Here is a 12,258-nt window from a genome sequence, read left to right as displayed (position 1 = left end):
TCACCCGAGGCAACGAAGAACTCCGATTACCCCCGATACTCCGGCCGCTCAGCCAACCCTTCCTTCAGGTAATCCACCAACTTGCGCACCTTCGGCGACAGATGTCGCTGTTGCGGGTACAACGCCCACACCGCCGTATTCGGCGGCTGATGCGCCTCCAGCAGCGAAATCAACGCACCGCTGTTCAAATGCTCCAGCACGTAATAATCCGGCAACTGGCACAGACCCACCCCTTGAAGCGCCGCATCGAGCACCGCTTGCCCACTGTTACAGCGCCAGTTTCCCTGTACTCGCTGGGAAAACTCCCGCCCGTTCTGCTCCAGTTGCCACATGTCGGAGCTGCCGATCAGGCAGTTGTGACGGCTCAGTTCCGACAAGCTGTGCGGCCGGCCGTAGCGCTCCAGGTAAGAGGGTGAAGCGCACAAAAACATCCGTCGCGGCGCCAGGCGCGTGCCCACCAGGCGCGAGTCCTGCAACCGGCCGAGGCGAATCGCCAGGTCCAGCCCTTCATGCACCAGATCGAGCGGGCGATTGCTCAGCTCGATGTCCACCCGCAGCTGCGGGTATATCGCCATGAACCGCGTCACCAGCGGCACGATAAACCGTTCCCCGTAAGCCACGGCGCAAGTCATGCGCAGCATGCCCTTGGGTTCGCTGGTCAAATCGCCAACGGCCCGCAGTGCTTCCTCGCGTCCGTCCTGCAGACGCTGGCAATGCTGCAAGAAGGTTTGCCCGGCTTCGGTCAGCGTCACGCGGCGAGTACTGCGGTAGAGCAGTCGTGTCTGTAGACGCTCTTCAAGCCGTACGATTTGTCGGCTGATATGGGAAGACGAAACCCCGAGCCGTTCCGCGGCGGCGGTGAATTGGCTGCATTCGGCCACGGCCACGAACTCGTCGATGCCTTCCCAACGGTTATCCGACATGACGATTATCCCTGTACGGCAATAATGTTTTGCTTTTGGCCGGATTATTCCTTTTCTGGTAGAGGATTACACTCCATGTCTCGTTTTTATTTGCTGGAGTATCCGGATGATCAAGTCACGCGCCGCCGTTGCCTTCGAGGCCAAGAAACCCCTGGAAATCGTAGAGGTCGACGTTGCCATGCCCAAGGCGGGCGAAGTGCTGTTGCGCGTCGTGGCTTCGGGCGTTTGCCATACCGACGCCTACACCTTGTCCGGTGCTGACCCGGAAGGGATCTTTCCGTCGATCCTCGGCCACGAAGGCGGCGCCATTGTCGAGGCCATCGGCGAAGGCGTGACGTCGGTGGCGGTGGGTGACCACGTGATTCCGCTGTACACGCCGGAGTGCGGCCAGTGCAAATTCTGTAAATCGGGCAAGACCAACCTGTGCCAGGCCATTCGCGCCACCCAGGGCAAAGGCCTGATGCCGGACGGTACGTCGCGCTTCTCCTACAAGGGCGAGACAATTTTCCACTACATGGGCACCTCGACGTTTTCCGAGTACACCGTGCTGCCGGAAATCTCCGTTGCGAAGATTCCTAAAGAAGCGCCGCTGGAAAAAGTCTGCCTGCTGGGTTGTGGCGTCACCACGGGCATCGGCGCCGTGTTGAACACCGCCAAGGTCAAGCCAGGTGACACCGTGGCGATCTTCGGCCTGGGCGGCATCGGCCTTTCGGCCGTGATCGGCGCGGTGAAAGCCAAGGCCGCACGCATCATTGCCATCGACATCAACCCGGCCAAGTTCGAAATCGCCAAGCAACTGGGCGCCACCGATTGCGTCAACCCTAAGGAATTCGACCGTCCGATCCAGGAAGTCATCGTCGACATGACCGACGGCGGCGTGGACTTTTCCTTCGAGTGCATCGGCAATGTGCAGTTGATGCGTGCCGCGCTGGAGTGTTGCCACAAAGGCTGGGGCGAATCGGTGATCATCGGCGTGGCCGGGGCTGGCCAGGAAATCGCCACCCGTCCATTCCAACTGGTGACCGGGCGCGTCTGGCGTGGTTCGGCGTTTGGTGGCGTGCGCGGTCGCAGTGAACTGCCGAGCTACGTGGACATGGCTGAGAAGGGCGAGATTCCGTTGGATACGTTCATCACCCACACCATGGGCCTGGAAGACATCAACAAGGCGTTCGACCTGATGCACGAAGGCAAGAGCATCCGTACTGTTATTCATTTCTAAGGAGCAGCCACAAGCTTCAAGCCATAAGCTGCAAGTCGGTTCACCCGCCCACTTGCAGCTTGAAGCTTGTAGCTTGCCGCTGATGTATTGACCATGAACCTCGAAAACATCTCTTGCCAAAAAAGCTTCGGCGGCTGGCACAAGCGTTACCGGCATCGTTCCGACGTGCTTGGTTGCGACATGGTGTTCGCCGTGTACCTGCCGCCGCAGGCCGAGCAGGGCGGCAAATTGCCGGTGCTGTATTGGTTGTCCGGACTGACCTGCACCGACGAGAATTTCATGCAAAAGGCCGGTGCCCAGCGCATGGCTGCCGAGCTGGGGCTGATCATCGTCGCGCCGGACACCAGCCCCCGTGGTGCCGACGTGCCGGGCGATCCGGACGGTGCATGGGACTTCGGCCTGGGGGCTGGGTTCTATCTGAACGCCACGCAGGATCCTTGGGCGCGGCACTATCGGATGCATGACTATGTCGTGCAGGAATTGCCGACACTGGTCGAAGCGCATTTCCCTGCCTCGGATAAACGTGGCATCAGCGGTCATTCCATGGGGGGGCATGGCGCGCTTGTGTGCGCCTTGCGCAACCCAGGGCGTTACCGTTCTGTGTCGGCCTTTTCGCCAATCAACAACCCGATGGATTGCCCTTGGGGACAGAAAGCGTTCTCTCGCTACCTTGGGGAAGATCGCTCGAAATGGCGCGAGTGGGATGCGTGCGCGTTGGTCGCCGAGGCGGGCGAAAAGCTGCCGCTGTTGGTGGACCAGGGGGATCGCGATGATTTCCTCGCCAACCAACTCAAGCCCGAGGCCTTGCGACAAGCGGCGAAGGCGGCCGGCCATCCGTTGGAACTGCGCCTTCAACCGGGCTATGACCACAGCTACTTTTTCATCGCCAGCTTCATTGATGAACACTTGCAGCATCATGCACGCGCTCTGAACGCCTAATGCAGGTAGAATCACGCCCTGACAAAAATCGGGGCGTTTTTTTATGCGTATTGGCCACGGCTACGATGTTCACCGTTTCGCTGAAGGCGACTTCATTACTCTGGGCGGCGTGCGGATCGCACACGGCTTCGGGCTGCTAGCGCATTCAGACGGTGATGTCCTGCTGCACGCCTTGAGCGACGCACTGCTCGGCGCGGCTGCCCTTGGCGATATCGGCAAGCATTTTCCCGACACCGACCCGCAATTCAAAGGCGCCGACAGCCGCGTGCTGTTGCGCCATGTGGTTTCGCTGATCCACGCCAAGGGCTGGAAAGTGGGCAACGTCGACAACACCATCGTTGCCCAGGCCCCCAAGATGGCCCCGCACATCGAGGCGATGCGCCAGTTGATTGCCGAGGATCTTCAAGTTGAGTTGGACCAAGTGAACGTGAAAGCCACCACCACCGAGAAGCTTGGCTTCGTCGGTCGCGAAGAAGGTATTGCCGTCCATTCCGTTGCCTTGTTGCTGCGCCCATGACCGAACAGGAACTGTTGGGGCCACGGGCCCATGGTGAATCGTTGGGCAGTGCGGTACTCAAGGCCAGCGCTGAAGATTTCCAGGTTGATGAAGTGCTCGACATTCCGCTGACCGGCGATGGCGAGCACTTGTGGATCTGGGTGGAAAAACGTGGATTGAACACCGAAGAGGCTGCCCGGCGTATTGCCAAGGCCGCCGGCGTACCGTTGCGCACGGTCAGCTACGCCGGGCTCAAGGACCGTCAGGCCCTGACCCGGCAGTGGTTCAGCGTGCAATTGCCCGGCAAGGCCGATCCGGATTTGTCGGCGGCAGAGAACGACACGTTGAAAATCCTCAAGGTCGCTCGCCACCGGCGCAAGCTGCAGCGAGGCGCTCACTCGGCCAACGGCTTTACCTTGCGCCTGACCCAGTTCAAGGGTGACAAGGACGCCATCGAAGCGCGTCTGCAGCAAATTGTGCGTCTGGGGATCCCCAACTATTTTGGCACCCAGCGCTTTGGCCACGATGGCGGGAACGTGGTCGATGCCCGCGCCTGGGCTGCACGCAAGGCTTTGCCGGAACAGCGCAACGTACGTTCGCGGCTGTTGTCGACGGCGCGCAGTTTTCTGTTCAACAAAGTGCTGGCAGCCAGGGTGGCCGACGGAACCTGGCAGCAAGCCCGGGTGGGCGACTTGCTGGCATTTACCGACAGCCGTAGCTTCTTTCCGGCCGGGGAGGCCGAGTGCAGCGATCCGCGCCTGGCGATTCTCGATCTGCACCCGACCGGGCCGCAGTGGGGCGAGGGACCTTCGCCCGCTGCCGGAGAGATTTTCGAGCTGGAGCAGGCCATTGCCCAAGGCGAGGCTGACCTTCGAGATTGGTTGATAAACGCGGGAATGAGTCACGAACGTCGCATCCTGCGACTGCCCATTGGCGGGCTGTCGTGGCATTATCCTTCGCCTGACATTCTGCAACTGGAATTCGTCCTGCCGGCCGGATGTTTCGCCACTGTCTTGGTGCGCGAACTCGTCGATCTGGTGCCGGTGGGGCAGACGGACAGCCCATGCGTATTCTGATTTCTAACGACGACGGGGTGACAGCACCCGGTCTTGCCGCGCTTTATGCTGCGCTGGCGGATTTTGCCGAGTGCGTGGTGATCGCCCCGGACCAGGACAAAAGCGGCGCCAGCAGCTCGCTGACGCTCGACCGTCCGCTGCATCCTTGCTATCTGGACAACGGTTTCATCAGTCTCAACGGTACGCCAACCGATTGCGTGCACCTGGGTCTCAATGGCCTGTTGGAGCGCGAGCCGGACATGGTGGTCTCAGGTATAAACCTGGGCGCCAACCTGGGCGACGATGTGCTGTATTCGGGCACGGTCGCCGCAGCCTTGGAAGGTCGTTTCCTGAACCATACTTCGTTCGCCTTTTCGTTTGTTTCACGGCAGGTCGACAACTTGCCCACCGCCGCCTACTTTGCCCGCAAGCTGGTAGAGGCCCACGGTGAGCTGGATCTGCCGCCGCGCACGGTACTGAACGTGAACATTCCGAACTTGCCGCTCGATCATATTCGAGGCATCCAACTCACTCGCCTGGGCCACCGTGCCCGCGCCGCCAAGCCAATGCATGTCGTTGATCCGCGCGGCAAGGCTGGCTACTGGATTGCCGCTGCCGGCGACGCCGAAGATGGCGGGCCCGGCACGGACTTCCATGCCGTGATGCAAGGCTATGTCTCGATCACGCCGTTGCAGCTCGATCGAACCTTCAACGAAGCCTTCCGGCATCTTGATGGCTGGCTGGAGGGGCTGCACTGATGGCGCGTGAACAAGACGATATGTTGCGCCGAGGCATCGGCATGACCTCCCAGCGCACCCGGGAGCGATTGATCCAGCGGCTTTACGAAGAAGGCCTGTCCAACGCCCAGGTCCTGGAAGTCATCCGACGCACGCCACGGCATTTGTTCGTCGATGAGGCTCTGGCCCATCGCGCCTACGAAGACACCGCATTGCCGATCGGCCACAACCAGACCATTTCCCAGCCTTATATGGTCGCTCGCATGAGCGAGTTGCTGCTGGAGGCGGGGCCGCTGGACAAAGTGCTGGAGATCGGCACGGGCTCGGGCTACCAGACGGCCGTGTTGTCGCAGTTGGTCGAGCGGGTTTTCTCCGTCGAGCGGATCAAGGTGCTGCAGGATCGCGCCAAGGAACGCCTGGTGGAATTGAACCTGCGCAACGTGGTGTTTCGTTGGGGCGATGGTTGGGAAGGTTGGCCAGCCCTGGCACCTTATAACGGCATCATCGTGACGGCCGTCGCTACCGACGTACCCCAGGCCTTGCTGGATCAGCTCGCTCCCGGTGGGCGGATGGTCATTCCGGTGGGCGCGGGCGAAGTCCAGCAACTGATGTTGATCGTGCGCGAAGAACATGGCTTTTCGCGACACGTCCTGGGCGCGGTGCGTTTCGTGCCGTTGCTCAATGGGCCGTTGGCCTGAGCATTTATAAACAGACGCTGAATTCCACGGCCTCGGCTGTGTCTTACAGCAGCGCCGATGAGTCCAGCGCCGGATGGCCAAACGGCGTTCAACAGCGTCGAGCAAACGTGTGCGGCGGGGCCTCGCGCTTCCTTTATAGAAGCGCGGTATCGGCCAGCCGCAGACAACATGTCTGCCTGGACAGGCAGTTTTCAATTTTCTTCAGCCACCACAAAGGGAGCGGCGGGTGAGTCTCACAGTCATTGCGCAGCGTATGGGTATCACGAGCTTTAAGCGCCTGGTGACTGGCCTTTTCTTGAGTACCTTGCTGGTCGGTTGTTCCAGTACCCCGTCGGGTAATGTCCGGGTGGTCGATCGCAACAATGCGACGCCAGCCCGTCCTACAGTAACGACCGGGCAGTATGTAGTCCGTCGCGGCGATACGCTGTTTTCCATCGCTTTTCGTTATGGCTGGGACTACAAAGCGCTCGCGGCTCGGAACAACATTCCTGCGCCTTATACGATTCACCCAGGTCAGACAATTCGCTTTGACGGTCGCTCAGGTTCAACGCCAACCGCAGTCGTCACGCAGTCGGGTTCGACGCCGTCATCGTCCAGTAAAACCACCGTCATCCGGCGCCCGGCGGAGGCTGGGACGACCGCAGTACCGTCCGTCGCGAACAAACCGGCGGCCGCGCCACTGCCTCCGGCAGGCCCCGCCCCGACTGGCTGGGGATGGCCTTCTAATGGCGTTCTCATTGGAAAATTCTCTTCAAACGGTAGTTTGAATAAAGGAATTGATATCGCTGGGGATTTGGGACAGCCTGTTTTGGCCGCGTCTGATGGCACGGTTGTGTACGCCGGGAGTGGTTTGAGGGGCTACGGCGAACTCGTGATCATCAAACACAGCGATACCTACGTCAGTGCCTACGGTCACAACCGCAGGCTGTTGGTTCGGGAGGGGCAGCAGGTCAAGGTCGGGCAGACAATTGCCGAAATGGGATCGACGGGTACAGACCGGGTGAAACTGCATTTTGAGATTCGCCGACAAGGTAAGCCTGTAGATCCGCTGCAATTCCTGCCACGTCGTTGATTTGCATGTCAGCCTGTTCCGTCACGTAGAGGGAACAGGCTCCAGCGTTGCCAAGGATAAAGGCGTCGCTCGAGCTTGAGGTCGAACTCACCAAAGGACTATAACAATGGCTCTCAGTAAAGAAGTGCCGGAGTTTGACATCGACGATGAGGTTCTCCTGATGGAGACCGGCATCGCTATGGATTCGATGTCGAATGATGAAGGGGCGACTCCACCTTCCGTTCGTGCCAAATCCAAACACTCCGCTTCACTTAAACAACATAAGTACATCGACTACACCCGGGCGCTGGACGCCACTCAGCTGTATCTCAACGAAATCGGTTTCTCGCCGCTGCTCTCCCCCGAGGAAGAAGTTCATTTTGCACGCCTGTCGCAAAGTGGCGACCCTGCCGGCCGAAAACGCATGATTGAGAGCAACCTGCGCCTGGTGGTGAAAATCGCCCGACGCTACGTCAATCGCGGGCTTTCGCTGCTGGACTTGATCGAAGAGGGCAACCTGGGGCTGATTCGCGCCGTCGAGAAATTCGACCCTGAGCGCGGCTTCCGTTTCTCGACCTATGCGACCTGGTGGATCCGCCAGACCATCGAACGGGCGATCATGAATCAGACCCGGACCATCCGGCTGCCGATCCATGTGGTCAAGGAGCTGAATGTCTACCTGCGGGCTGCCCGTGAACTGACCCAGAAGCTCGACCACGAACCTTCGCCCGAAGAGATCGCCAACCTGTTGGAAAAACCGGTGGGCGAGGTCAAACGCATGCTGGGGCTGAACGAGCGAGTTTCCTCGGTGGACGTTTCCCTGGGGCCGGACTCGGATAAGACCTTGCTCGACACCCTCACCGATGATCGACCCACCGATCCGTGCGAGTTGTTGCAGGATGATGACCTGTCCCAGAGCATCGACCAGTGGCTTTCGGAACTGACTGACAAGCAACGGGAGGTGGTGATTCGCCGCTTTGGCTTGCGCGGGCATGAAAGCAGCACGCTGGAGGATGTCGGACTGGAGATTGGGTTGACCCGTGAGCGGGTTCGGCAGATCCAGGTTGAAGGCCTCAAGCGTCTTCGGGAGATCCTGGAGAAGAATGGCCTGTCGAGCGAGTCGTTGTTTCAGTAACACCGAGGTAAGTGCAGCAGAAAACGCCCTGACCGGCTTGTAATGTTGTTCACTTGAAAAAATGGCGCTTCTTCAGAAATGAGAAGTGCCGTTTTTTTATGAGGGGCGCCCCAGATCAACAAAAGCGAGGCAGTCTGACCCAGGCGGTTGTATTTCGATTCAACCGTGGAGCCTGCTCGCGAAGGCGGTCTCACAGCCAATGACGGCGTTGGATGTGCCAGCCTCATCGCGAGCCAGCTCGCTCCCACATTGGATCCTCAGCGGACCCAAGTTTGCTACCCAACACAGAACCACTGTGGGAGCGAGCTTGCTCGCGATGACGGCAGCCAATCCAGCTGCAGGTTCGGAACTTTTGCGTTTTAAAAGAGGCGTTTCTCCAAGCTCGCTCTATTTGTAGCTTCAACTTGTAAGCCTTTGCCTACTGTTGCGTAAGCGATCGGTTTTTAATCGTCGGGACAGATGGCTAATAAGTAGTGTGGATAGTCTTTATCTAACTGATTTATAAGAAAATTATGCTTGATGAACAGCATGTGACAAAGCCGGTCGGCTGTATCAGCCGCGTTGCACTCACCCGGGAAAACACTAATATCAGTCCTGTGTCGACGGACAGACACACCCGTCAAGGATGATGGGAACGGAAGGACATCGCAGGACGCGATTCATCAGGACGATGAAAAGGATTAAAGGGATTAGGGAAAAAATGTGGGCGGGTCAAACCGCCCCTTTTTTTTGCCTGCGATTTGGCTCCAGGCAGCAAAAAGGCCCACAAGGGGCCTTTTGGTGACGCAGGAAAGATCAGCGCTCGAGGTCTGCAATCTTGCCTGGCTTGCCGTCCCACTCTTCAGCGTCCGGCAGGGCGTCTTTCTTCTCGGTGATGTTCGGCCAGATGTCCGCCAGTTCAGCGTTCAGCTCGATGAAGTTCTCCATGCCGGCGGGCACTTCGTCTTCCGAGAAAATGGCATTCGCCGGGCATTCCGGTTCACACAGCGCGCAGTCAATGCACTCGTCCGGGTGAATGACCAGGAAATTCGGCCCTTCGTAAAAGCAGTCCACCGGACACACTTCTACGCAGTCGGTGTACTTGCACTTGATGCAGTTGTCGGTGACGACGAAGGTCATTTCTAATTCTCTCCTCAGGCGGCTGCGGCGAAGCCCCTTCACGGTGGGGGTCGCGGGGTTCGGGAGCGATAATCTGCAAACCCAGGCTAATAGGCAGCAGCATCCCAAACCGCGCGAGATTCTAACAGCTTGAAAGCCCGTGCGTTAGATCCGTGTCTTCAATGTATAGAGTAAATCCAGTGCCCGACGTGGGGTCAGGTCGTCCAGGTCGAGCTTGGCCAGTTCATCGAGCACCGGATGCGGCAGGCTGGCGAACAAGTCGCTTTGCTGTGGCACGGCCGGTTTGCCTTTGGTTGGGCGCGGTGCTTCGTGGGGCAGGCTGGTGGTTTCCAGGCGGCTCAGATGCTCGCGGGCGCGAGTGATAACGTCGCTTGGCACGCCGGCCAGCTGCGCCACTGCCAGGCCATAGCTTTGGCTGGCCGGGCCGGGCAGCACATGGTGCAGGAACACGATGCGTTCGTTGTGCTCGGTGGCGTTGAGGTGGACGTTGGCCACCAGCGGTTGGCTCTCCGGCAGCACTGTCAATTCGAAGTAGTGCGTGGCGAACAGCGTGTAGGCCCGCAACTGGGCCAGACGTTCTGCCGCAGCCCAGGCCAGGGACAAGCCGTCGAAGGTGCTGGTGCCGCGACCGACTTCGTCCATCAGCACCAGGCTGCGTTCGGTGGCGTTGTGCAGGATGTTCGCGGTTTCGCTCATTTCCACCATGAACGTCGAACGACCGCCAGCCAGGTCATCGCTGGAGCCGATCCGGGTGAAAATGCGGTCCACCAGGGATAATTCGCAACTCGCCGCAGGCACGAAGCTGCCGATGTGGGCCAGCAACACGATCAACGCCGTCTGGCGCATGTAGGTGGATTTACCGCCCATGTTCGGACCGGTGATCACCAGCATGCGGGTATTGTCGTCCAGGCTCAGGTCGTTGGCCACGAACGGCGTGGTCAGGACCTGCTCGACCACCGGGTGGCGACCCTGGCTGATGCGCATGCAAGGCTCGCTGACGAAGCGCGGACAGTTCAGGTCCAGGTTCAGCGCGCGTTCGGCCAGGTTGCTCAGCACATCCAGTTCCGCCAGGGCGGCGGCGGTGTCCTGCAACGGTGGGAGCTGGCTGATCAAGTCTTCCAACAGCGCTTCGTAGAGCATCTTCTCCCGAGCCAGAGCGCGGCTCTTGGCGGATAGCGCCTTGTCTTCGAACGCCTTGAGCTCCGGGGTGATGAATCGCTCGGCGCCCTTGAGGGTCTGGCGGCGAATGTAGTCGGCTGGGGCCTGTTCGGCCTGCTTGCTCGGCAGTTCGATGAAATAACCGTGGATGCGGTTGTAGCCGACCTTGAGGTTGGCCAGGCCGGTACGGGCTTTTTCCCGGGCTTCGAGGTCGATCAGGAACTGGCCGGCGTTCTCGCTCAGCGATTGCAGCTCGTCGAGTTCGGCGTCGTAGCCGGTTTTCAGCACGCCACCGTCACGGATCACCGCCGGTGGGTTGTCGATAATGGCTTTTTCCAGCAGGGCGGCCAGTTCCGGGTAGGTGCTGGTGGTGCGCGCCAGTTGTTGCAGGTGCGGTGCTTCGAGGTCGGTCATCGCCACTTGCAGTTCAGGCAGCGCGCCGAGGGCATCGCGCAGGCGCGCCAAGTCACGGGGACGGGCGTTGCGCAAGCCGATCCGCGCGAGAATCCGCTCGATGTCGCCGATTTCCTTGAGCTGCGGCTGCAACTGCTCGAAACGATAACGGTCCAGCAGGCAGGTAATGGATGACTGGCGCGCTGTCAGTACCGTCAGGTCCCGCAGCGGACGGTTCAGCCAGCGGGTCAGCAGGCGGCTGCCCATGGCGGTCTGGCAGCGGTCGACCACCGATTGCAAGGTGTTGTCGCGACCGCCGGCCAGGTTGGTGTCCAGCTCCAGGTTGCGTCGGCTCGCGCCGTCCAGCACCACCGTGTCGTCCAGGCGTTCGTGACGCAGGCTGCGCAAATGGGGCAGGGCGGTGCGCTGGGTTTCCTTGGCGTAGGCCAACAGGCAACCGGCAGCACCGATGGCCAGGGTCAGGTTCTCGCAACCAAAGCCCTTGAGGTCTTGCGTGGCGAACTGCTGGCAGAGACTTTTCAACGCCGAATCGCGCTCGAAATCCCACGGTGCCCGACGACGCACGCCACGGCGTTTTTCCGCCGGCAGGTCTTTGGGCCAGTCATCGGGAATCAACAGCTCCACCGGATTGACCCGCTCCAGCTCCGCCAGCAGGTTTTCCCAGCCCTTGATTTCCAGCACCGAGAAATTGCCGCTGGTGATGTCCAGCACGGCCAGGCCGAACAGGCGCTCGTCACCGAGGACTGCGGCAATGAGGTTGTCCCGGCGCTCATCCAGCAAGGCTTCGTCACTGACGGTACCCGGGGTGATGATCCGCACCACTTGGCGTTCCACCGGCCCTTTGCTGGTGGCCGGGTCGCCGACTTGTTCGCAGATCACCACGGACTCGCCGAGCTTGACCAGCTTCGCCAGATAACCTTCCGCTGCGTGGTAAGGAATCCCACACATCGGAATCGCCATGCCCGCCGACTGCCCGCGCGCCGTCAGGGTGATGTCCAGCAGCTTGGCGGCTTTCTTCGCGTCCTCGTAGAAGATCTCGTAGAAGTCGCCCATGCGGTAGAACATCAGCTGATCGGGGTGCTGGTTCTTCAGGCGCCAGTACTGCTGCATCATCGGCGTGTGGGAGGACAGGTCGTTCACGGCTGTATTCATGGGTGTCAGGCAAAGCTCGTTGAAGGGTGTAGGCAAAAGGAGGGGCATTGGCCCGGCTTTTCCGCGATGGGCGCAAGGTTAACATGGGCGGTCTGGTGCTACCCATATGTGAGCTGGTTTTTGGGGTGGGGTGTATATCCGTTATTTGGGTAACGGCTGCTT

The 12,258-nt window shown here is 60.0% G+C and carries 11 protein-coding genes; 8 read left to right on the top strand and 3 right to left on the bottom strand.

Annotation, left to right across the window (positions count from 1 at the left end; genetic code table 11):
- Positions 1 to 26 precede the first annotated feature (26 nt).
- A complete protein-coding gene (locus tag OC610_RS11715) occupies positions 27 to 923 on the bottom strand; it encodes a LysR substrate-binding domain-containing protein (RefSeq protein ID WP_264427909.1) in 897 nt (298 codons plus the stop codon).
- Between the two features lie 106 nt (positions 924 to 1,029).
- Here OC610_RS11715 and OC610_RS11710 point away from each other — a divergent pair, with 106 nt between their 5' ends.
- From OC610_RS11710 to rpoS, 8 genes are all read left to right on the top strand, one after another.
- Entirely contained in the window at positions 1,030 to 2,142 is a 1,113-nt protein-coding gene (locus tag OC610_RS11710) for an S-(hydroxymethyl)glutathione dehydrogenase/class III alcohol dehydrogenase (RefSeq protein ID WP_264427908.1), read from the top strand.
- 93 nt (positions 2,143 to 2,235) lie between these two features.
- Positions 2,236 to 3,081, top strand: a complete 846-nt coding sequence (gene fghA, locus OC610_RS11705) for an S-formylglutathione hydrolase (protein WP_408636574.1) — start codon at positions 2,236 to 2,238, stop codon at positions 3,079 to 3,081.
- Positions 3,082 to 3,124: 43 nt separating this feature from the next.
- Positions 3,125 to 3,598, top strand: a complete 474-nt coding sequence (gene ispF, locus OC610_RS11700) for a 2-C-methyl-D-erythritol 2,4-cyclodiphosphate synthase (protein WP_003184863.1) — start codon at positions 3,125 to 3,127, stop codon at positions 3,596 to 3,598.
- Entirely contained in the window at positions 3,595 to 4,653 is a 1,059-nt protein-coding gene (truD, locus tag OC610_RS11695; protein WP_264427906.1) for a tRNA pseudouridine(13) synthase TruD, read from the top strand. Before ispF ends, truD begins: the two co-directional genes overlap by 4 nt.
- Positions 4,641 to 5,390: a 5'/3'-nucleotidase SurE gene (gene surE, locus OC610_RS11690; protein ID WP_264427905.1), complete on the top strand. Its 750-nt coding sequence runs from the start codon at positions 4,641 to 4,643 to the stop codon at positions 5,388 to 5,390. Before truD ends, surE begins: the two co-directional genes overlap by 13 nt.
- A 41-nt stretch (positions 5,391 to 5,431) precedes the next feature.
- On the top strand, positions 5,432 to 6,067 hold the full coding sequence (locus OC610_RS11685; RefSeq protein ID WP_172679635.1) for a protein-L-isoaspartate(D-aspartate) O-methyltransferase: 636 nt from the start codon (positions 5,432 to 5,434) through the stop codon (positions 6,065 to 6,067).
- Positions 6,068 to 6,293: 226 nt separating this feature from the next.
- Positions 6,294 to 7,139 (top strand): peptidoglycan DD-metalloendopeptidase family protein, encoded by an 846-nt coding sequence (locus OC610_RS11680; RefSeq protein WP_264427904.1) that lies wholly within the window; start codon positions 6,294 to 6,296, stop codon positions 7,137 to 7,139.
- Positions 7,140 to 7,245: 106 nt separating this feature from the next.
- Positions 7,246 to 8,253, top strand: coding sequence for an RNA polymerase sigma factor RpoS (gene rpoS, locus OC610_RS11675; protein ID WP_003198289.1), 1,008 nt, complete (start codon positions 7,246 to 7,248; stop codon positions 8,251 to 8,253).
- 795 nt (positions 8,254 to 9,048) lie between these two features.
- Here rpoS and fdxA read toward each other — a convergent pair.
- Both fdxA and mutS read right to left on the bottom strand, forming a co-directional pair.
- Complete coding sequence (fdxA, locus tag OC610_RS11670; RefSeq protein WP_003184854.1) at positions 9,049 to 9,372, bottom strand: ferredoxin FdxA; 324 nt, start codon at positions 9,370 to 9,372, stop codon at positions 9,049 to 9,051.
- Between the two features lie 144 nt (positions 9,373 to 9,516).
- Positions 9,517 to 12,084 carry a DNA mismatch repair protein MutS gene (gene mutS, locus OC610_RS11665; RefSeq protein WP_264427903.1) on the bottom strand — a complete coding sequence of 856 codons (2,568 nt, stop codon included), beginning with the start codon at positions 12,082 to 12,084 and terminating at the stop codon, positions 9,517 to 9,519.
- Positions 12,085 to 12,258 lie beyond the last annotated feature (174 nt).

It is taken from the genome of Pseudomonas agronomica (assembly GCF_025917275.1).
Lineage (GTDB): Bacteria > Pseudomonadota > Gammaproteobacteria > Pseudomonadales > Pseudomonadaceae > Aquipseudomonas > Aquipseudomonas agronomica.
The sequence above is the reverse complement of the archived record's forward strand: the minus strand, read 5'-3'. Positions and strand labels throughout refer to the sequence as shown.